Annotated in this window: 15 protein-coding genes; 14 read left to right on the top strand and 1 reads right to left on the bottom strand. The window is 68.5% G+C overall.

All coding sequences use genetic code 11. The annotated features are described in order from the left end of the window. Positions 1–47: 47 nt before the first annotated feature. From ACWZJV_RS01365 to ACWZJV_RS01345, 5 genes are read left to right on the top strand one after another with little or no spacing between them, the layout of a single operon-like run. Positions 48–1175, top strand: a complete 1128-nt coding sequence (locus ACWZJV_RS01365; RefSeq protein WP_457179970.1) for an acyl-CoA dehydrogenase family protein — start codon at positions 48–50, stop codon at positions 1173–1175. Between the two features lie 58 nt (positions 1176–1233). Next, positions 1234–2445, top strand: coding sequence for an acetyl-CoA C-acetyltransferase (locus tag ACWZJV_RS01360; protein ID WP_457179969.1), 1212 nt, complete (start codon positions 1234–1236; stop codon positions 2443–2445). Between the two features lie 35 nt (positions 2446–2480). After that, positions 2481–4661 carry a 3-hydroxyacyl-CoA dehydrogenase NAD-binding domain-containing protein gene (locus tag ACWZJV_RS01355; RefSeq protein WP_457179968.1) on the top strand — a complete coding sequence of 727 codons (2181 nt, stop codon included), beginning with the start codon at positions 2481–2483 and terminating at the stop codon, positions 4659–4661. A gap of 45 nt (positions 4662–4706) precedes the next feature. After that, positions 4707–6236 carry a long-chain-fatty-acid--CoA ligase gene (locus tag ACWZJV_RS01350; RefSeq protein WP_457179967.1) on the top strand — a complete coding sequence of 510 codons (1530 nt, stop codon included), beginning with the start codon at positions 4707–4709 and terminating at the stop codon, positions 6234–6236. Continuing rightward, positions 6236–7702 carry an aldehyde dehydrogenase family protein gene (locus ACWZJV_RS01345; RefSeq protein ID WP_457179966.1) on the top strand — a complete coding sequence of 489 codons (1467 nt, stop codon included), beginning with the start codon at positions 6236–6238 and terminating at the stop codon, positions 7700–7702. Before ACWZJV_RS01350 ends, ACWZJV_RS01345 begins: the two co-directional genes overlap by 1 nt. On the opposite strand, the gene ACWZJV_RS01340 is transcribed toward ACWZJV_RS01345, so the two are convergent. Continuing rightward, positions 7690–8346: a TetR/AcrR family transcriptional regulator gene (locus ACWZJV_RS01340; protein WP_196874338.1), complete on the bottom strand. Its 657-nt coding sequence runs from the start codon at positions 8344–8346 to the stop codon at positions 7690–7692. The genes ACWZJV_RS01345 and ACWZJV_RS01340 overlap by 13 nt on opposite strands. 82 nt (positions 8347–8428) lie before the next feature. Here ACWZJV_RS01340 and ACWZJV_RS01335 point away from each other — a divergent pair, with 82 nt between their 5' ends. The 9 genes from ACWZJV_RS01335 (at position 8429) to ACWZJV_RS01295 (ending at position 22040) form a co-directional block, all read left to right on the top strand. After that, the gene (locus tag ACWZJV_RS01335) at positions 8429–9316 is read left to right on the top strand and encodes a metal-dependent hydrolase (protein ID WP_457179965.1); all 888 of its coding nucleotides are present in this window, start codon (positions 8429–8431) and stop codon (positions 9314–9316) included. Further along, complete coding sequence (locus tag ACWZJV_RS01330; protein WP_457179964.1) at positions 9316–10383, top strand: PDR/VanB family oxidoreductase; 1068 nt, start codon at positions 9316–9318, stop codon at positions 10381–10383. Before ACWZJV_RS01335 ends, ACWZJV_RS01330 begins: the two co-directional genes overlap by 1 nt. Positions 10384–10397: 14 nt before the next feature. Further along, positions 10398–11885 carry a flavin-containing monooxygenase gene (locus ACWZJV_RS01325; protein ID WP_457179963.1) on the top strand — a complete coding sequence of 496 codons (1488 nt, stop codon included), beginning with the start codon at positions 10398–10400 and terminating at the stop codon, positions 11883–11885. Then, entirely contained in the window at positions 11882–12751 is an 870-nt protein-coding gene (locus ACWZJV_RS01320; protein WP_457179962.1) for a short-chain dehydrogenase/reductase, read from the top strand. The genes ACWZJV_RS01325 and ACWZJV_RS01320 overlap by 4 nt, the downstream gene beginning before the upstream one ends. Before the next feature lie 26 nt (positions 12752–12777). After that, positions 12778–14169, top strand: coding sequence for a wax ester/triacylglycerol synthase family O-acyltransferase (locus tag ACWZJV_RS01315; protein ID WP_457179961.1), 1392 nt, complete (start codon positions 12778–12780; stop codon positions 14167–14169). Further along, on the top strand, positions 14166–14930 hold the full coding sequence (locus tag ACWZJV_RS01310) for an enoyl-CoA hydratase/isomerase family protein (RefSeq protein ID WP_457179960.1): 765 nt from the start codon (positions 14166–14168) through the stop codon (positions 14928–14930). Before ACWZJV_RS01315 ends, ACWZJV_RS01310 begins: the two co-directional genes overlap by 4 nt. Positions 14931–15008: 78 nt before the next feature. After that, positions 15009–15224, top strand: coding sequence for a hypothetical protein (locus ACWZJV_RS01305; protein WP_457179959.1), 216 nt, complete (start codon positions 15009–15011; stop codon positions 15222–15224). A 224-nt stretch (positions 15225–15448) separates the two neighbouring features. Continuing rightward, positions 15449–18364, top strand: a complete 2916-nt coding sequence (locus tag ACWZJV_RS01300; RefSeq protein WP_457179958.1) for a helix-turn-helix transcriptional regulator — start codon at positions 15449–15451, stop codon at positions 18362–18364. A 283-nt stretch (positions 18365–18647) separates the two neighbouring features. After that, positions 18648–22040, top strand: coding sequence for a S8 family peptidase (locus ACWZJV_RS01295; RefSeq protein WP_457179957.1), 3393 nt, complete (start codon positions 18648–18650; stop codon positions 22038–22040). Positions 22041–22060 lie beyond the last annotated feature (20 nt).

Below are 22060 nucleotides of genomic sequence, written 5' to 3'. Positions count from 1 at the left end.
AGTAGTGCACTATTGGCGCTGTGCCAACAACTATGACTCGATCCTGGATGACGGACGACCTTCATGCGCTGCGTGAGCTGGCGGCGACGTACTTCGCCAAGGAAGTGCTGCCGCGCGCCGAGGAGCACCGTGCCCAAGGTCACGCGAGCCCTGAGGCCTACCTGAAGGCCGGCGAGCTCGGTCTCGTCGGGATGTCGCTGCCCGAGGCGTACGGCGGGGGAGGAGGCTCCTTTGCGCACGAGACCGTCCTGCTCGAGGAGCAGGTCGCCGCGGGGGACACCTCGATGGGATTCGCCGTGTCGGTCGGGATCGTGGCGCACTACATCGCGGCGTACGCGACCGAGGAACAGAAGCGTCGCTGGCTGCCGAAGGTCGCCAGCGGCGAGTGGGTGCTCTCCATCGCGATGACCGAGCCGGGCACCGGCTCCGACCTGCAGGCCATCAGCACCCGCGCGGTCAAGGACGGCGACGACTACGTCATCAACGGGTCCAAGACGTTCATCTCGAACGGGCATGTCTGCGGCCTGCTGGTGATCGCGGCCCGCACGAGTGACGAGCCGGGGGCGGCCGGGATCTCCCTGATCGTGGCCGAGGTCGCCGACGACCCCGAAGGGTTCACCCGCGGCAGGGTGCTGGACAAGATGGGCCAGAAGGATCAGGACACCGCTGAGCTCTTCTTCGACGACTTCCGCGTCCCGCAGTCGCACCTTCTCGGTCCCGAGGAGGGCAAGGGCTTCTACCAGATGATGGAGCAGCTCCCGCAGGAGCGGTTGATCACCGCGATCCTGGCGCAGGCACAGATCGAGCGCACCGTCCGCCTCGCGGTCGACTACACCAAGGACCGGCACGCCTTCGGCAAGCCGCTGCTGGCGCTGCAGAACACCCGCTTCGAGCTCGCTGAGTGCGCCACCATCGCCCGGGTGAACCGCGCGTTCCTCGACCAGTGCATCGAGAAGCACCTTCGTGGTGAGCTCGACGCCGCCGAGGCCTCGATGGCGAAGTACTGGATCTCCGACCGTGCCACCGAGGTGGCCGACCGCTGCCTGCAGCTGTTCGGCGGCTACGGCTACATCAACGAGTTCCCGATCGCCCGCATCTACACCGATGTCCGGGTGCTGCGCATTCTCGCGGGTGCCAACGAGGTGATGAAGGAGCTCATCGCCCGTTCCCTATGACTCGCCCCCTGTCACCGACGTACGTCACCGACGACCCCGTCTCGAAAGGACGCTCGCTGTGAGCACCGACGCATTCATCTACGACCACATCCGCACCCCGCGCGGCCGAGGCCGCAACGGCTCGCTCCACGGCGTCAAGCCGGTCACGCTCCTCGTCGACCTGATCGACGAGCTGCGCAAGCGCAACCCCGGCCTGGACACCGACGCGATCGACGACTTCGTCGCCGGCGTCGTCTCCCCGATCGGCGACCAGGGCTCGGTCATTCCGAAGACCGCGGCGCTGGCCGCGGGCCTGCCCGACACCGTGGGCGGTCTGCAGATCAACCGCTTCTGCGGCTCTGGGCTCGAGGCCGTCAACACCGCGGCCCAGAAGGTCGTCTCCGGCTGGGACTCGCTGGTGCTCGCCGGTGGTGTCGAGGTGATGTCGCGCGTTCCGATCGGGTCGGACGGCGGCGCCTGGGCGATGGACCCGGCCACCAACTACGACACCTACTTCGTGCCACAGGGCATCGGTGCCGACCTGATCGCGACCATCGAGGGCTTCAGCCGTGAGGACGTGGACACCTACGCCGTAGGCTCCCAGCAGCGGGCCGCCCGCGCCTGGGAGGAGGGCCGATTCACGGGCTCGATCGTGCCCGTGCACGACCAGAACGGCCTGCTCCTCCTCGACCGTGACGAGCACATGCGCCCCGAGTCGACCGTCGAGTCCCTCGGGAAGCTCAAGCCGTCGTTCGAGACGATGGGCGATCTCGGTGGGTTCGACGCGGTGGCGCTGCAGAAGTTCCACACCGTGGAGCGGATCAACCATGTCCACACCGCCGCCAACAGCTCCGGCATCGTCGACGGTGCCGCGCTGGTGCTCGTCGGTTCGGAGCAGATCGGCAAGGACCTCGGTCTGCGTCCTCGCGCCAGGATCGTCGCGACCGCGACCTCCGGCGCCGACTCCACCATCATGCTGACCGGCCCGACCCCGGCCACGCACAAAGTGCTGGCGACCGCCGGTCTGACCGCGGAGGACATCGACCTGTGGGAGATCAACGAGGCGTTCGCCTCGGTGGCCCTGAAGTGGCAGAAGGACTTCAACATCCCCGATGAGGTGCTCAACGTCAACGGCGGCGCCATCGCGATGGGCCACCCGCTCGGCGCGACCGGCGCCATGATCCTCGGCACCATGGTCGACGAGCTGGAGCGGACCGGTGGCCGTCGCGCCGTCGTCACCTTGTGCATCGGCGGCGGCATGGGCGTCGCCACCATCATCGAGCGCATCTGAGCGCCCCCATCTTCCGACACACGCAAAGGAAACTCATGAGTGCGAACATGATCGGCTGGGAGCAGGACGCCGACGGCATCGTCACGCTGACGATGGATGACCCGACCCAGTCCGCCAACACGATGAACGCGATCTTCATCGAGTCGCTGCGCGCCACCGTCGCGCGCCTGGTCGCCGAGAAGGACGAGGTGGCCGGGGTCGTGCTCACCTCGGCGAAGAAGACCTTCTTCGCCGGCGGTGACCTCAACGACCTCAGCGCGGCCGGCCCGGAGGACGCCCAGCGCGTCTTCGATCTGGTCACCGACATCAAGGCTCAGCTCCGTACGCTCGAGAGACTGGGCAAGCCCGTCGTCTCAGCGATCAACGGTGCGGCACTCGGCGGTGGCCTCGAGATCGCGCTCGCCACCCACCACCGGATCGCCGCCGACGTCAAGGGCTCCCAGATCGGGCTGCCCGAGGTCGGACTCGGGCTGCTGCCCGGCGGCGGTGGCGTCGTACGCACCGTTCGCATGCTCGGCATCGTCGACGCGGTCATGAAGGTGCTCGGCCAGGGCCAGCGCTACCGGCCCGCCCAGGCTCTCGAGGTCGGCCTGGTCGACGAGGTCGTCGCTCCCGAGGAGCTGCTCGCCGCCGCCAAGGCGTGGATCGTGGCCAACCCCGAACCGGTCCAGCCCTGGGACGTCAAGGGCCACAAGATCCCTGGCGGCACTCCCGCCACCCCGGCGCTCGCGGCCAACCTGCCGTCCTTCCCGGCGAACGTCCGCAAGCAGCTCAAGGGCGCCAACTACCCCGCACCCCGGGCGATCCTCGCGGCCGCCGTCGAGGGCGCGCAGGTCGACTTCGACACCGCCTTGGACATCGAGTCGCGTTATCTCGTCGAACTCGTCACCGGTCAGGTGTCGAAGAACATGATCAAGGCCTTCTTCTTCGACATGCAGCACATCGCAGCCGGTGGCAGCCGCCCGGAGGGGCATGAGAGGTTCGTCGCCACCAAGGCCGGTGTGCTGGGCGCCGGCATGATGGGCGCGGCGATCGCGTTCGTGTGTGCCAAGGCGGGGATGGAGGTGGTCCTCAAGGACGTGTCGATCGAGAACGCCGAACGTGGCAAGGGCTACTCCAAGAACCTCGTCGACAAGGCCGTCGCGCGCAACAAGATGACCCAGGAGCAGGCTGATGCGCTCCTGGCCAGGATCGTCCCGGCCGCCGAGCCGAGCGCGCTCACCGGCTGCGACCTGGTGATCGAGGCGGTCTTCGAGAGCGTCGAGCTCAAGCACCAGGTGTTCCAGGAGATCGAGCCGTACGTTGCCGACGGCGCGGTCCTCGGTTCCAACACCTCCTCGCTGCCGATCACGGGCCTGGCCGACGGCGTGCAGAAGCCGGAGGACTTCATCGGCCTGCACTTCTTCAGCCCGGTCGACAAGATGCCGCTGCTGGAGATCATCGCCGGCGACAAGACCAGCAACGAGACCCTGGCCAAGGCCTTCGACATCGCCCAGCAGATCAAGAAGACCCCGATCGTCGTCAACGACAGCCGCGGGTTCTTCACCAGCCGCGTGATCGGCACCTTCCTCAACGAGGCCCACGCCATGGTCGCCGAGGGCATCTCGGCGGCCTCGATCGAGCAGGCCGGTCTTCAGGCGGGCTACCCGGCCGCGCCGCTGAAGCTCTCCGACGAGCTCAACTTCTCGACGATGAGCAAGATCCAGAAGGCGACCCAGAGCGGCCTGGAGACCGACGGCAAGGGCCACCTCTACTTCCACCACCCGGCCTACGACGTCATCGACCGCATGCTCGAGGAGTTCGGCCGAACCGGCCGCGCAGGCGGCGGAGGCTTCTACGACTACGAGGACGGACGGGCCACGGGCCTGTGGCCCGGACTGGCCGAGCACTTCGGCGCGGGCAGCAAGGAGATCCCGTTCGAGGACATGAAGGAGCGGATGCTCTTCGCCGAGTCCATCGAGACGGTCAAGTGCTTCGACGAAGGTGTGCTGCGGTCGGTCGAGGATGCCAACGTGGGCTCGATCCTGGGCATCGGCTTCCCCGGCTGGACCGGCGGCGTCGTGCAGTACATGAACGGCTACGAGGGCGGTCTCGCCGGCTTCGTGGCGCGCGCTCGTGAGCTCGCGGCCGCCTACGGTCCGCAGTTCACCCCGCCGGACTCACTGGTCGCCAAGGCCGAGGCAGGCGAGTCCTTCGAAATGATCCCGGCCGATTAGCTGCCGCTGATCCGCCCTTTCAGAACCCGTACGCAGGAGTCAGACATGTATCTCACCCAGGGATTGCACCGCGCCCTCCAGGCCGCGCCGAACAAGGTCGCCACGATCAACGGCGATCGCACCCGCACCTTCGCCGAGCAAGGGGACCGGGTGGCACGTCTGGCCGCCGGCCTCAAGGGGCTCGGTGTCACCGAAGGGGACGTCGTCGCGATCCTGTCGCTGAACAGCGACCGGTTCGTGGAGTACTACTCCGCCGTCCCGTGGGCGGACGCGGTCCTCAACCCGATCAACATCCGGTGGAGCCCGGAGGAGATCGTCTACGCCCTCAACGACTCCAGCACCTCGGTGCTGCTCGTCGATGACGCGTTCGCTCCCATGGCATCGGTGATCAAGGCCAGGTGCGCATCGCTCGAGGCCCTGGTCCACTGCGGTGACGGACCCACGCCGGAGGGGATGGCGTCCTACGAGCAGTTGATCGCCGACAACGAGCCGGTCGCCGACGTACGCCGTTCCGGCGACCAGCTCGCCGGGATCTTCTACACCGGCGGCACCACCGGGTTCCCCAAGGGCGTGATGCTCTCCCACCGCAACCTCCTCACCTCGGCGCTGGGAGCGGTCGCCAGCGGCTACCTGCTGGACCGGACGTCGACCTATCTGCATGCTGCCCCGATGTTCCACCTCGCCGACCTGGCCGGCAACCTGGGCGCCAGCATGCTCGGGTGCACCCACGTCACGATCCCGTTCTTCGAGCCGAAGAACGTCCTGGAGACCATCCAGAAGCACCGCGTCACCGACGTGCTGATGGTGCCGACGATGATCCAGATGACCGTCGACCACCCCGAGGCCAAGGACTACGACCTGTCCTCGCTGGGCCGCCTGATGTACGGCGGCTCGGTCATCTCCGAGGGCGTCCTGCGGCGTACGCAGGCGCTGCTGCCGCACCTGAAGCTGACCCAGGCCTACGGCATGACAGAGCTCGCTCCGGTGGCCACCCTGCTCGGCCCCGACGATCACGTCGACGGCCTGCTCACCTCGGCCGGACGCGCCGTGCCCCACACCGAGGTGCGCATCTGCGACCCGGACGGCAACCCGGTCCCGAACGGCACCGTCGGCGAGATCTGCGTCTTCGGGGCCAACGTGATGCTCGGCTACCTGAACAAGCCGAAGGAGACCGCGGCGGTCCTGCGTGACGGCTGGATGCACACCGGCGACGGTGGCTACATCGATGACAACGGCTACGTCTTCGTGGTCGACCGGCTCAAGGACATGATCGTCACCGGCGGAGAGAACGTCTACTCCGCAGAGGTGGAGACCGCGCTCTCGAAGTTCCCCGGCGTGCTGATGTCGGCCGTCATCGGAGTGCCCAGTGAGCAGTGGGGCGAGACCGTCCACGCGTACGTCGTGAGGGCTCCTGAGGCCGACTTCACCGCGGAGGACCTGCAGCAGCACTGCAAGGAGCTGATCGCCAATTACAAGGTGCCGCGGAGCATCGAGTTCCTCGAGGAGCTGCCCGTCAACGGGGCCGGGAAGATCCTCAAGCGGGACCTGCGCAAGAACCACGCGGCTGGTGCTTGATGAGCCTGCTGAGCGTACGTCCGGCCGACGGCTCCGCGATCGCCGAGTTTCCCGTGATGGCGGAGGACGAGGTCCGCGAGATCGTCGCCGGCGCGCGGTCGGCTGCTGCGTGGTGGCGCGCGCAGGGGTTCAAGGGGCGGGCGGCTCATCTGGCCCGATGGCGCACCTGGATGTGGCGCCACGTCGAGGAGATCGCCGAGCTGATCCACCTCGAGAACGGCAAGCCGGTCGACGACGCCGTGCTCGAGGTCGTGCTCGCGGTCGAGCACGTCCTCTGGGCGGAGAAGAACGCCGGAAAGGTGCTCGCGTCCCAACGCGTCAACCCTGGTCCCCTGTTCGCCAACTACACCGCCCGCGTCGACTACGACCCTCTCGGAGTGGTCGGCGTCATCGGGCCCTGGAACTATCCGCTCTACGCGCCCAACAGCGCCGTCGCGTTCGCGCTCGCAGCCGGTAACACCGTCGTGGTCAAGCCGAGCGAGCTCACCCCTGCGGTCAGCCACTGGTACGTCGAGGCGTTCACCGCCGCCAACCCGCAGGCGCCGGCCGGCGTGCTCTCCGTGGTGACCGGTTTCGGCGAGACCGGTGCCGCGCTGTGCAGCGCCGGTGTCGACAAGATCGCCTTCACCGGGTCGAGCCGCACGGGCCGCCAGGTCATGGCACAGTGCGCGCAGACCCTCACTCCGGTCGTGCTCGAGTGCGGCGGCAAGGACCCGGTCGTGGTGGCTGCCGATGCCGATGTCGCCGCGGCGGCCCGCGCCGTCGCGTGGGGCGCCTTCACCAATTCGGGACAGACCTGTGTCGGCGTCGAACGCGTGTACGTCGTCGACGAGGTCGCCGATGAGTTCTGCACTCGGCTGCTCGCCGAGCTCGACGGGGTGTGTCCCGGCTCGGGCGAGGGCGCCGCCTACGGTCCGATGACGATGCCGGCACAGGTCGATATCGTCCGCCGTCATGTCGAGGACGCCGTGGCGCGAGGCGCCACCTTCCTCATGGGCGGTCCTGAGTCGGTCGGCGAGCGATTCATCTCGCCGATCGTCATCACCGACCTCGATGAGGACGCGATCGCGGTGCGGGAGGAGACGTTCGGGCCCACCGTCACGGTCAAACGCGTCCTCGACGTCGGCGAGGCGATCCGACTCGCCAACGACCACGACTACGCGTTGAGCGCGGCGGTGTTCTCGCGCAGCCGCGGCGACGAGATCGCGAGGCGGCTCCGTGCCGGTCAGGTCACCATCAACTCGGTGATCGCCTTCGCAGGGATGGGCGCGGTCCCGATGGGCGGTGTCGGCGACAGCGGGTTCGGCCGGGTCCACGGCGCCGACGGACTGCGTGAGTTCGCGCGGCCACGTGCGGTCGTGCGCCAGCGGTTCGCCCTGCCCGGCTTCGAGCTCATCTCACTGCGCCGGGCCGGACACGTACTGCCACTGATGAAGAAAATGCTGGGCGTCCGTCACGGACGCTGAGACGTTCGGGTGCCCATCAGCACCATCGGAACGATGTGCGTCCGAGCGAAGGCGCGTAGCTGCTGGGGTGTGGTCAGGTCGATCAACGCCTGTGGCGTCAGCAGGTAGGAGTGCACGACCCGCACCAAGAGCTCGGCACTCGGCTCCATCCCCTCAGCACTGTCCAGGAGGCCGTCGTCGACGGCCTCCTGGAAGAACCGCATGGTGGCCAACGTGGCCCCCGTGACCAGCAGCGTCCCCTCGGTGGTCAGCTGGGTCAGCACGGTCTCGGGCTCGGTCTTGAGCATCCGCGCCAGCAGCGAGTGGCCCCGGATCTGCTCCATCATCGAGGTGAAGCCCAGCTCCACGCGCTCATCGATCGTGCGGCCTGATCGAGCCTCGTTCGCGACGAGCTCGAAGAGCGCGGTCGCCTCTCGGGTGACCACCGCGTGGATCACGGCATCCTTGCCTCCCACACGGCGATAGACCGTCACCCGATCGATGCCGGCCGCCCGGGCGATGTCGCCGATCGTCGTGCGCTTGATGCCGTGCTCGACGAAGAGCTCCAGCCCCGCATCCAGGATCCGCTCGATCTCAGGGGCCCGGGGCGAGGGTCCGGCGGACTCGGTCAGCGCACTCGCTGCTCGGCTCAGCATGTCCTTCATGGGTCCAGCCTACGCAATCGAACATTGCAACAAACAGTGTTGCATTGTTACAGTGGCCGTCATCACAAGCCAAGGAGGATCGATGACGGATCTACACACCGACTCAGCGGCGTACCAGGACGAGGCTTTGGCGATCCATGCCCGTGACGTCCACTTCGACTGGACCGACGTGCCGACCGAGTACATCCCCGGGCACCCGTACGCCACGCACTTCTGGAACGTCATGCACCTGGTGCTCCCCGAGGGGGAGCGTGCGATGGCCGACGTCCTCGGCCGGGCACTGCCTGAGATCACAGACCCGCGGCTGCAGGAGGAACTGGTCGGATTCATCGGCCAGGAGGAGACGCACGCCAGCTCGCACGAGTCCTTCCGGATCCATCTGGAGCGGAACGGCTTCGACATCCCGAAGATCATGCGGATGATGGAGTTCCTGATGGACCAGGTCTTCGGCGACCACGGCCTCACCGGCCGCGCCGGCGACGCCTGGTTCAAGGAGCGGCTCGGCATCTACGCCGCCGCCGAGCACTTCACCGCCACGGTGGGGGAGTGGCTGCTGGACAACAAGACCTTCGACGAAATCGGGGTCGACCCGACGATGCTGGACCTGCTCCGCTGGCACGGCGCCGAGGAGATGGAGCACCGCAACGTCGCCTACGACGTCTTCCAGCACATCGACGGCAGCTACGCGCGCCGGGTCCGAACCGCTGTTCTGGCCGCCTTCGGGCTGCTCGTGCTGTGGCTCTACATCTCGAGCTGGATGTACGCCAACGATCCGACGAACTCCCGGCGCCGGATGCCCTGGCCGCTGGCCTTCTTCCTAGGCGTCCGCCGTGGCCTCATGCCCGGTGTGCGGTTCCTCTTCCGGGAGATTCCGCAGTATCTGCGGCCCGGGTTCCACCCATCGCAGATGGGCCCGATCGACAAGGCCGTGCGCTACCTGGCGCAGTCTCCGGCCGCGAACGGACACTGATGACCACCATCACGGCTCACGAACCCTCGCGCGGACTCCGCGCGCTGGCGCGCGGCGCGCGGGCGTACTCGACCGTCTTCGCAGCCGGTCCCGCCGCGCCCTACCTGTCCCGCGCCAACCCGGTCCGCCGGGTCGGCTACGACCTCGACCTCGTCGTCGACGGGCGAACCGAGGAGGCCGACGACGTGGTCAGCCTCGCCCTGCGCCATCCCGACGGTGACGCGCTGCCGCGCTGGCGGCCGGGCGCGCACCTGGACGTGTTCCTGCCCTCAGGCGCGCAGCGGCAGTACTCCCTGTGCGGCGACCCCACGGATCGCAGCCGCTACCGCATCGCGGTCCGCCGGATCTCCGACGGTGGCGGCGGCTCCGTGGAGATACACGACCGGGTGCGGGTCGGTGACCGGATCACGGTGAGAGGTCCGCGCAACGCGTTCCCCTTCGTCGACGTCGAGGACTACCTCTTCGTCGCCGGCGGCATCGGCATCACCCCGATCCTGCCGATGGTGCGGGAGGCCTCGCGTCGAGGTGCCCGCTGGCGGCTGGTCTATCTCGGCCGCTCGCTCGCGACGATGCCGTTCCTCGACGAGCTGCGGGACGTGCCCGGCGGCCGGCTGGAGGTGCGTCCCGACACCGACTTCGGCATACCCGATGCGGCCGAGCTGCTTGCGCTCGCCGAACCCGGTGCGGCGATCTACCTGTGCGGCCCGACGCCGTTGATCGACGCCGCCCGCGCGCTCCAGCCGTCGCTGAGCACCACCAGCTCTCTCCACTCCGAGCGGTTCTCGGCGCCGCCGGTCGTGGGCGGCCGCCCCTTCTCCGTACGCCTCGCCCGGACCGGCGTGACCGTGCCTGTCGATGCCGACGAGTCCGCGCTCGCAGCGATCCGCCGGGCGGTCCCGGGGGTGCGCTACTCCTGCCAGCAGGGCTTCTGCGGCAGCTGCAAGCACCGGGTCCTCGAGGGCACCGTCGAGCACCGCGACACCAAGCTGCGGCCCGCAGAGTGCGAGACCGAAATGCTCATCTGCGTCTCTCGCGCCGAGGGTGACGCGCTCACCATCGACCTGTGATCCGGAGGACTGTCATGACCCAGCATCTACGCGTTGCCGTGATCGGAGCCGGCTTCGGCGGTCTCTGCACGGCGATCAGGCTCAAGCAGGAGGGGATCGACGACTTCGTCGTGCTCGAGAAAGCCGGAGAGGTCGGGGGCACCTGGCAGGTCAACACCTACCCAGGAGCCCAGTGCGACGTGCCGTCCCTGATCTACTCGTTCTCGTTCGCCCCCAACCCCGACTGGAGCCGGCTCTACCCGCTCCAGGAGGAGATCCAGGCCTACCTGCACCGGTGCGCGGTGGACTTCGGCGTCCTGCCACATATCCGGTTCGACACCGAGGTCACCGACGCGTCCTGGGACGATCTGGCCGGCCGGTGGGACATCTCGACGACCGAAGGCAACCTGACCGCGACGGTGCTCGTCGGCGCGGTCGGACCGTTCAGCGCACCCTCGGTGCCAGACCTGCCTGGCCTGGACACGTTCGCAGGAACCGTCTTCCATTCCCAGGGATGGGAGCACGACCACGACCTGACCGGCGAGCGTGTCGGAGTGATCGGGACCGGCGCCTCGGCGGTGCAGTTCATCCCCCGTATCCAGCCACAGGTCGACCACTTGACCGTCTTCCAGCGCACGCCCACCTGGATCCTGCCCCACCCGGACCGTCCGGTCGGCGATGGTGTCCGGGCGCTCTACAGTCGCTTTCCTCGTGCCCAGGCGGTCGCTCGGAAGACCTGGGAGCTCGCCTTCGAGGCGATGGTGCCGGGGTTCGTCCACGAGCCGTTGCTGCAGAAGCCGCTCGAGGCGCTCGGTCGTGGCCTGCTCCGCAGGCAGGTCGCCGACCCCGAGCTCCGCGCCCGACTCACCCCGTCCTACGCGGTCGGGTGCAAGCGGCCCACCTTCTCCAACGCGTACTACCCGGCTCTGGCTGCCGACAACACCGACGTCGTCGTCGACGGCATCGTCGAGATCAACGAGCGCGGCATCATCACCGCCGACGGGCGCCAGCACGAGCTCGACACGATCATCCTCGGCACCGGATTCAAGATGGTCGACCACCCGGCCTTCGACCTGATGCACGGGCGCGACGGAGTACGTCTGGGCGACGTGTGGCGGGCGGGGGAGATGTCGGCCTACCTCGGCACCGCCGTGCACGGCTTCCCGAACCTGTTCCTGATCCTCGGCCCCAACTCGGGCGTCTACACCTCGGCGGTGATCACCATCGAGGCGCAGGTGCACTACATCCTGGAAGCGCTGCGCACGATCGACGAGCACGACCTGATCAGCCTGGAGCCCTCCGCGACCGCGCAGGAGCGGTTCGTCTCCTGGGTCGATCACGGGTTACGCAGGTCCGTGTTCGTGGCAGGCGGCTGCCAGAGCTACTACCTCAGCCCCTCCGGCCGGAACTTCACCCACTACCCGGGCTTCTCGGCGAGCTTCCGGGCCCAGACTCGCAAGGTCGATCTCGCCGACTACGTCGTTCGGGCACGGCGAACCGAGCCGATAGGAGCCGACGCATGAAGCGCCCGGCAACCAGCAGGTTCGATGTACGTGACCGGGTCGCGCTGGTCACCGGCGCCGGGTCCGGCATCGGACATGCGCTCGCACGCCTGCTGCACGAGCGGGGCGCCTCGGTAGCGCTGGTCGACGTGAACGAGACTGGCCTCGAGTCTGTCCGCGCCGCCGTCGGCCCCGATCGCATCAGCGTCCACGTCGCCGACGTCACGGACCGGATGCGGATGTCCGAGGTCGTCGCGGAGGCGATCGATCATCACGGCCGCTTGGATCTCGTGGTCGCCAACGCAGGCGTCACTCCCGCCCCGGCAACCATCACCACGATGGACCTCGCCGACTACGACCGCGTCGTGGCGATCAACCAGACCGGCGTGCTCAACACCGTGCAACCAGCCCTCCCCGAGGTCATCGCCCGTCAGGGGCATGTGGTCGTGGTCGCCTCCTGTGCAGCGTTCTCACCGGGTGTCGGCGGGGTCGCCTACATGTCGAGCAAGGCCGCGGCCGAGCAGATCGGGCGTGCGCTGAAGATCGAGCTGGCCCCTCACGGCGCGTCGGCCGGGGTGGCCTACTTCGGCTTCGTCGAGACCCCGTTGGCCACCGCGACCCTCGACGACGACCCGACCGGCCGCAAGCTCGACGAGCTGCTCGGCTGGCCGCTCAACCACCGCATCTCCGCCGAGGCCGCGGCGACGTCGATCGCCGACGGCATCACGTCCCGGGCCGGAGCGACCTACGCACCCAGACGCTGGTTGCCCTACTCGATGCTGCGCGGGGTGCTCAACCCTTGCATGGACCAGGTGCTCGTCCGAGACCAGCGCGTGCACCACCTGGTCCGCGAGCTCGAGACCCGTCGCCCCCGGGCGACCCGCTGAAACCCGACAACGTTCAGAGGTAGCACATGAAGATCAAGTACGTCTCGCCCCTCGATGCCGCGTTCATGATGGTCGAACGCGACGACATGCCCTGGCACATCGCCAACCTCATGCTGTTCACGAAGCCGTCCGGCGCCGCCCCCGACTTCGTGCCCGCACTGCGCGAGCAGATGCGCGGTCAGAGCGTGGTCGCGCCGTACGACCAGGCGCCTGCCTTCCCCAGCGCCCGATGGTTCCCCCTTCAGCGCCGGGTCGAAGCGATCGACTTCGACCATCATGTCCGGTTGCACACCCTTCCTGACGGGGCCGACGATCAGGACCTGTTGGCACTCGTCTCCGAGATTCACGCTGAGGGCCTCGATCCGAGGCATCCGTCCTGGGAGATGCACCTGATCGACGGGATCTCGGGCAGCCGGTTCGGCATCTTCATGAAGCTCCACCACTCGATCCTCGACGGCGTCACCGGGATGCGGCAGATGCTGCGCTGGCTCACGACCGACCCGACCGACCTCTCCCGCCCAGCGCTCTTCTCGGTCGGCCCGGACCCGCTGGCGCCGCCGCGCGAGGTGCTGACCTTGGGGGAGCGCGTCCGTCGCAGGTCCATCGCCGTGGCCGAGCTCTCCCGAAACGTATCGCAGCTGGTCCGCAAGGAGTTCGACGGCCAGCGGCTCGCGGCGCCGTACGGCGTGCCCAAGACCGTGTGGTCCGGTCCCGTTTCTCGGGGCCGCAGCATCTCCTACCGATCCTTCGAGCTCGACGAGCTCAAGACAGTCGCGCGGGCGCATGGCGTCGGGGTCAGCGATCTGGTGCTCTACATGTGCGGCAGCGCCCTGCGCACCTACCTCCTCGCCCACGGAGACGTGCCTGCTCGATCGCTCACTGCAGGTGCCCCGTTCAACATCCGAGCCGAAGGTGATGAACGTCCGGGCTCCTCGTTCGCCTTCCTGACCGTCGACCTCGGCACCGACATCGCCGACGCCCGCGAACGGCTCGCCCGGGTCAAGGCATCGAACGACGCCAGCAAGGCCCAGGTGGCCACGCTCGGTCCCGAGGCCCTTGCGTTGCAGACCGTCGTCGCCAACGGCCCCATGATCGCCACGATGGCGATGGGGATGCGCGGCAGGACCCTGCCCGCTTTCGGCGTGGTCGTCTCCAACGTGCCGGGGCCGCCCGAACTGCTCTACCTCAACGGGGCGCGGCTGGACGCGATGATCCCGATCTCGATCCCGATGCACAACAGTCCCTTCAACATGACCTGCATCGGCTACGACGGGAAGATGACGTTCGGCGTCGCAGCGGCCAGCGAACAGATCGTCGACGTGGACTTGATCACCGACGGCCTCGCATCGGCCCTCAACGAGCTCCGGGGTGCTGAGTCGAGCGTGACACGAGGAGCGGATGGATCGGCGAAGCCATGAATGAGCCGGGTGTCGAGCTGAGCATCGACGGCGCTGTGGCGACCGTGCTGCTGGATCGTCCTGACGTACGCAACGCGCAGCATCCGGCGATGTGGGCAGCGATCGCGGGGTTCCTCGAGTCGCTTCCGGACGAGGTACGGGTCGTCGTGGTGCGTGGGGCCGGTGGGACGTTCTCGGCGGGGTTGGATCTGTCGCTGGTCGACCCGGGGCAGACCGACGTCGACGGCAGTTTGGTCGCGACGCTGGCGCGCAGCGACCAGGAGGTGATCGACCTGATCGGGGAGTACCAGCGGCCGTTCGTGGCGTTGGCCGACCCGCGGTTCATCTCGATCGCTGTCGTCGACGGGTACGCGATCGGGGCGGGTTTCCAGATGGCGCTGGCGTGCGACCTGCGGATCATGGCCGAGGACGCCTGGGTCTGCATGAAGGAGCCGGCGCTGGGGCTGGTTCCCGACCTGGCCGGAACCAAGCCGCTGGTCGAGGCCGTGGGCTACTCGCGGGCCCTGGAGATCTGTGCGACCGCGCGCAAGGTGGGCGCGCACGAGGCCGAGCGGATCGGGCTGGCGCAGAGCGTCGTCCCGGCGGTCGAGCTGGATTCCACCCTCGCCGAGCTGGTGGCAGCTCTCCTCGCCCACGACGCGACCGCGGTGCGGCGTACGCACGAGCTCCTGGCGGCCGCGCCCGGCCGGAGCCTCGACGAGCAGCGTCTCGCCGAGCGCACCGCTCAGGTGGGCCGGCTCCGCGCGATACTGCGGCGCTGAGTTCCCACGCTTCCGGCAGACCGGCGTTTCCAGAACCCCATGTCTCTGGGGTCATGAAGAAGGTCGACAGGGCTCGGAATGGGCTCGCTTTGGTTCGCAACGGGCCGCAATCGTGTGCTGGCGCCAGCGGAGGCGCAAAGCGACGTCGCCGCAGGTCAGCGGATGGTTTTGACTCAAGAAAGCAGCCGATCGCAAACGATCGCGTTCACGCTCGCCACCATCAAGGCCTTCCCAATGACCCATCACGTCGAATGCGTCGCTTTGCTGACGAAAGCCGGCTCTGACCCGCGGTGATGCAGTTCGGGCTTTCGCGGCCGGCCCTGAGCGCGGCCTTGAGGTCACCTCGGGCTCGCTTTGCGGAAACCGAGTCCAGCTCTGACACCTGAGGAGCCCCGCGCCCGGCCTATCCGCTCCATGGGGTCGTACCGATTGAATCTTGTACAGCCCTGGCGTGAGACCATCCTTCACCCAAGGCGCTCGGCCGTCCGGCGCCGATGACGAATACGGCGGTTACGGGGATGGCGCGACGTGAGCGGCTGGCAGCCTCGCCGGCTCTTGTGGGCCGAGCCGCCGAGCTCGAGCTCCTTGTCGGCGCTCTGGCTGATCCGCCGACAGTGGCCTTCGTCGAGGGGGAGGCTGGGATCGGGAAGAGCCGGCTGGTCCGGGAGTGCTTGCAGTCCCCGGAGCTGTCCGGCCTGACGGTGCTCATGGTGACGTGCCCGCCCGTGATCGAGCCGTTCCCGTTGGGGCCGGTGGTTGATGGGCTGCGGCGGTTGCGCCCCCGGCCCGACGACCTCGAGCTGAGTCCGTTGGCTGGAGCCTTGCGGCCGTTGCTCCCGGAATGGGCAGACCGGCTGCCGCCCGCTCTGGAGCCGTCGGGCGATCCAGCTGCGACCCGGCACCGGTTGCTGGGCGCGTTGTCCGAGCTGGTCGAGCGGCTCGGTGTCGATGTGCTGGTGGTGGAAGACGCTCATTGGGCGGACGCCGCGACGCTGGAGTGGCTCCTCATCCTCACGGCCTCCGAGGGCCTGGACATGTCGGTGGTGGTGACCTTCAGGTCGACTGAGGTGCCGGCCGGGTCGCTGCTGTTGCGGTTGACGTCACGGCCCCTGGGCGCCGCGCGGATCCGGGTCGAGCTCAACCCGTTGAACGTCGCTGACACCCGCAGGCTGGTGGGGTCGATGTTGGACACCGACGCGGTCTCGGAGCAGTTCGCGGCCTTCCTGCACGAACGCACCGACGGGCTTCCGCTGGCAGTCGAGGAGACGATCTGGATGCTTCGGGATCGGCACGACATCGTCCGTCAGCACGACGCATGGACCCGGAGGGCGCTCGGCGCGATGAACGTGCCACCGACGCTGCGCGACTCCGTCCTCGAGCGCGCCAGCAGGCTCCCGCCGGAGGGCAGAACGGTTCTGCAGGCGGCGGCGATCTTGGCCGAACCGACCGATGAGGCGCTGCTGTCAGACGTCGCCGACCTGGACGAGCCCGCTGCCAAGCTCGGCGTCGCCGCTGCGCTCGGCTCGGGCCTCCTGCGTGAGGTCGGCAGCGGGCGTCTGGCGTTTCGGCATGTCTTGGACGCACTCGCGATCGGAGCGTCGATCCCAGCCTCCGAGCGGTGGGCGTTGCACCGCCGCGCCGCGTACGGTCTCCAGCGACTCGAGCCGCAGCCCGTGGTGCGACTGGCTCACCACTTCCACGAGGCGGGGGAGACCGAGCAGTGGAGCCACTACGCCGAAGCTGCCGCGGCACTGGCTCTCGAGTCCGGTGATGAGCGCACGGCGGTGGCCCTGCTGCACGGGTTGCTGACCAGCGTTGCGCACCCACCCGTTCGACGGGCCCGTCTGGCTCGTCGGCTGGGTGAAGTGGCGGTCAACAGGCTCACCCCCTTGGGCGGGATGGAGAGTGCGGTCAGGGAGACCCTCAGCGGAGTCCTCGACGATCCCGACCTTCCTGAGGCCGAGCGCGGCGAGGTCCGGCTGCTGCTGGGATGGATGCTGTTCCAGGTGGGGGAGTTCGAGGCGGGCCACGCTCAGTTCGAGATCGCTGTGGGCGAGCTGGGGCCCAGGCCCACGAGCGCGGCCAAGGCGATGTTGTTCCTTGCCGATCCGGAGTCGGAGCGTTCCTGGCCCGCGGAGCGACATCTGCAGTGGCTGGAGCGGGCGACACGTCTGATTCCGCTGATCGAGTCACCCGCGGAGAGGCGGGTGCTGGCGATCGACCGGGTGACGGGTCTGCTCAGCCTGGGGGAGGAAGCCGGATGGCAGGCTGCGGCGGAGATACCACGCTCCGCGGCCACCTTGGACGAACGGCGCCAGCTGGTGCGGGTCTTGTTCAACGTCGCCCACCGTGCCGTCCACTGGGGCCGGTACGCCGAGGCTCGCCGCCGGTTGGAGGGGGCGGCAGAGTCTGCTCGCGACGCCGGATTCGAGCGGGTGGCGGAGTACGCGAGGTTCCATCTGGCGCTGCTCGACTGGTACGTGGGCGCGTGGGACGGCCTGGCCGAGACCGTGTCCGGGATGGGCGCGAGCGAGGAGACGCATCCGCTCCTTCGTCTCGCGGCCCGTTCGGTCCAGGCGATGCAGGAGGTCGCTGTCGGCAACCGAGACGCCGCCGAGCGGCGTGCGCGTGACGTGTTGGAGCATGCCACCGGAACCCTGGACGATCCGACGATCCTGGCCGCCGTGGCGCTGGGCAGGCTGCTCCTGGCCGACGGTGCCGTGCACGAGGCCGTACAGGTGACGGCCGCGCCCATGGAGGCGATCGAGCGGAAGGGGATCTGGCTGCAGGCAAGCGACCTGGCACCTGTTCACATCGATGCCCTTGTCGGTGCCGGCGAGCTTAGCCGGGCCGCTGACGTGGTCGAATCCTTCGCGACCTGGACGGCGGTCCGTGACGTCCCGGCCGCTGATGCTGCCTTGCTGACGTGTCGCGCGATCCTGGCCGCCGCCGGCGATCCGGTCGCAGCGGGTCTGTACGCGGATGCGGCAGCCGCCTGGGCGGACCTGCCACGACCGTACGACGAGCTGTTGGCCCTCGAGCGGCACGGTCGATGCCTGTTGGCGACGGGGGAGCAGGACAACGCTGTGCGGGTGCTGTCCGACGTTCAGCAACGCCTCTCCACGTTGGGAGCCCGATGGGACGCCGATCGGGTGGCCCGCGCACTGCGACAGCTCGGCGTCGAGGTCGTGCGGACCTGGCGTCGTGGGCGGCGCGGATACGGTGAGCAGCTCTCGCCTCGTGAGGTGGAGGTGATCCAGCTGGTCGCACGGGGGATGACGAACAAGCAGGTCGCGGACACGCTGTTCATCAGCCCACGCACCGTCCACCGGCACGTGTCGACGGCGATGCGGAAGCTGGATGTGTCCTCGCGTACGGCGCTCGCCATGGCAGCAGTTGAGGCCGGCGTGCTGTCGGCCGACTCCGAGCAGTGAGCATGGGCGCCACCGGCGGTCGATAAAGAATGGTCCATGTGGACACTCGCGACCGTGAGCGGCGGGGTGGATCGTGGCCCACATGAACGACGAGCAGCGGCCATCGGTCGAACGGCGGGAGCCACAGACGCCTCCCGAGCCGGCACCTGAAACCCCGGCAACGGCGCCATCGCAGCTCGTCGAGGTCTCGGAGACCGGACCCGGCTGGGACGAGGGTTCGGCTCCGGCTGATCACTACGAACCCCTGTAGTCCCCTCGTTGATCGACGCCCCACCCTGCCTTGGTGCCCTCGACGTGCTCGAGCAAGCGCCGGTCCGGGTTCGGTCGACCTCTGTGGCCCGCCCTGGCAAGTACGCCACCCGGCGAAGTGAAAGCAAGGAGAACCATGCGAATCGTCCATATCCCGGCGACGTTGGCGCTGGCCAGTGTCGCGGCGTGGGCCGCGCTACCAGGTGGCCTCGCCCTCGGGCAGACCCACGAGCCTGGCGCTGCCCCGACCGCCGCCGCGAAACCGGCCCCGAACGCCGACACGAAAGTGCGCACCGTCACCCTCGTCACCGGTGACACCGTGCGGGTCAGCAGCCGCAACGGGCGGCCCGTGGTGGACGTGGAGCCCGCCGAAGGCCGCGAAAAGGTCCCGTTCGTCACCGCGAGCGCGGGCGACGACATCCGGGTGGTCCCCGCCGACGCCGCTGGCCTCCTCGCCAGTGGCCGACTCGACGAGCGTCTGTTCGACGTCTCGACGCTCCTCGACTTCGGATACGACGACACCCGCCGAAATCTTCCGCTCCTGATCCAAGGCAGCGCCCGGCTCACGGGTACCCGGTCGATGCAACGGCTCGACGGTGTGACGGCGTACCAGCAGGATCGGGACAGGCCCACCGTGCTCTGGAAGAGTCTCACCGACGCGGGCGAGCTGCGTTCCGGCGTCACCAGGGTCTGGCTGGACGGACTGCGAAAGCCGACGCTGGACGTGAGCGTGCCCATGATCGGCGCTCCTGCAGCCTGGCAGGCCGGGCTGACCGGGACGGGTGTGAAGGTTGCCGTGATCGACACCGGTGTCGACCAGCAGCATCCGGATCTGGTGGACAACGTCGCCGAAGCGGTCGATTTCACCGGCTCCGGGGATCTCAACGACTACGTGGGACATGGCACGCATGTCGCCTCGACGATCGCCGGGACGGGCGCCGCGTCCGACGGTAGCCACCGAGGTGTCGCCCCGGACGCCACGCTGCTCAGCGCGAAGGTGTGCGTCCTGGAGGGCTGCTCCGAGTCGGCGATTCTCGCGGGCATGCAGTGGGCGGCCGAGCAGGGTGCAGATGTCGCCAACCTGAGTCTGGGTGGCGAGGACACCCCGGGGGTGGACCCGCTCGAGGCTGCCGTCCACGACCTGACCGCTCAGTACGGGACCCTCTTCGTGATCGCGGCGGGCAACAGCGGCCCCGGCGAGGGCACCATCAACTCGCCGGGTAGTGCCGAGGAGGCCCTCACGGTGGGGGCGGTGTCGAAGACGGCGGAGCTCGCGGAGTTCTCCAGTCGTGGGCCGACGACGACCGGCGCGTCCGTCAAACCAGACATCACCGCACCGGGTGTGGGCATCGCCGCGGCACTCTCCTCGACCAGCGACCTCACGCCGTTGCCCGACAACGGGGCGTACACCCGACTCAACGGCACGTCGATGGCCACGCCGCACGTGGCCGGTGCCGCTGCCCTGCTGGCCCAGGAGCATCCGCAATGGAGTGCCGGGCGGCTCAAGGCCACGCTGATGTCAGCGGCGGCGCCGAGCGACGCGCTCGGGCCGTACGAGCAGGGTGCGGGTCTCGTCGACGTCGCGCGCGCGATCGACCAGGAGGTCACCGCCGATCCGGTCAGCCTCGGCTTCGACCGAGGGACGACCAGCCAGGATCGGACCGTCACCTATGTCAACAGCGGCGCGACGGACGTGACCCTGGACCTGAAGCTGCACTCGAACGCGCCGGACGGGCTGTTCACGGTGAGCGCCTCGACGGTGACAGTGCCGGCTGGCGGAAGCGCGGCGGTGACAGTGACGGTCGCGCCGGGGGAGGACCTGCCGGACGAGCCCTTCGGAGGAGAGCTCACGGCCTCATCCGGCACCGTACGTGTCGAGACGCCGATCGCGCTGGACAAGGCACGACACACGTTGACCGTGCGCACCCCTGCCGCCACCGGCGACGACCCACGATGGGTGACCATGCTGACCGACATCGACCGGCAGACGATCACGGCGATCGCGCACACCGGCGAGAGCGCCATGGTGCGACTGCCGGCGGGGCGCTACGTCGCTCAGTCGTACCTGCTCACCGGCCCTGAGGACGACGTGGCGATCACTTCATTGGTCGACCCGGCGGTGACGCTCGATGCTGATCGCACCGTCACGGTGGATGCACGTTCGGCGAAGCCGGTGGCGATCACGGTGCCGGACAGGTCGGCTGTTCCACGGCACACCGAGCTCGGCTGGACCATCCGCACGCAGGCGCCACAGATCTGGGGCTCCAACGACCCCTACAACGTCCTGATGAACATGGATCTCGCCAGTCTCCGAACCGGTTCGGCAAGGGGCAGCAAGAAGGCAACGGGCTTCGTCTCCTACATCTCGGGAACCTGGGCCCAGTCGCAGATCAACAGTCAGGCGGTCTATCAGGTCTACTTCTACGAGCGTGGCCGGATGATGACCGGAAAGACCGAGGCTCTCCGCGCCGACGACTTCGCCACCGTACGGTCCCGGATCGGGGCGGACGTTCCCGACGTACCGGTGGATCGGGTCGCGGTGGCCCGGGCACCGGGCAACTCGCCGGTCTGGACCAGCCTGGACGGCAGGACCAGGCCACTCACGCTCAGGTATGACGCGCCGAGCACCGTCGTCGAGCACTACAACCGGGATCAGAAGGCCGAATGGCTCATCTCGAACAGCCAGTCGGGCTACACGCACTACGAGTCGGACTGGACGTCGTACAAGCCCGGCCGGGTCTACGACGTGAAGTGGGCGAACGGTGTCGAGGGGCCGGTGTTCCCGGAACCGGAGTTCGACCAGCAGTACGCGACGCGCTACTGGGGCGACACGTTCGGCGCCCCGGGACCGATGCACGGCGACGGCAGCGGGCACGAGGGGTTCCGGTTCCCGGGGCGCGGCACGGGTGATGTCACGGTCTATCGGAACGGGACGCAGGTCGGTCACACGTCGTGGTTCAGGGACGCCATCGACGTCCCGGCCGAGCCCGGCGACTACCTGGTCCACGCGAGGTTCGAGAGCGACCCGGCGTTCACTCTCTCCACGCTGGTCGACGCGGAGTGGAGGTTCGAGTCGGGGCACGTACCCGACGGCGAGCTGGTGCACCTTCCGATGACAGCTGTCCGCTTCTCGCCGGACCTCGACATCGAGAACACTGCCCCCGCCGGACGGTCGTTCAGACTGCCGATCTCGCTGGACCGGCAGATCGGTGCGGCGCCCGCGAAGACCCGGGCTCTGACGGTCGAGGCATCGTTCGACGACGGCCGGACATGGCGCAAGCTGAACGTCGAGCGGCGGGGGGAGAAGGCGGTCGCTTCGGTGCAGCATCCGAGCGGCAGCGGCTTCGTCTCGCTGCGAGCATGGGCAACCGACACCTCCGGCAACAGCGTGCGGCAGACGATCATCCGCGCGTACCGCTACCAGTAGACGACATCGAGGTCCCCGGG

Source organism: Nocardioides sp. WG-D5, assembly GCF_054031175.1.
This window is presented reverse-complemented; position numbering and strand designations above follow the sequence as displayed.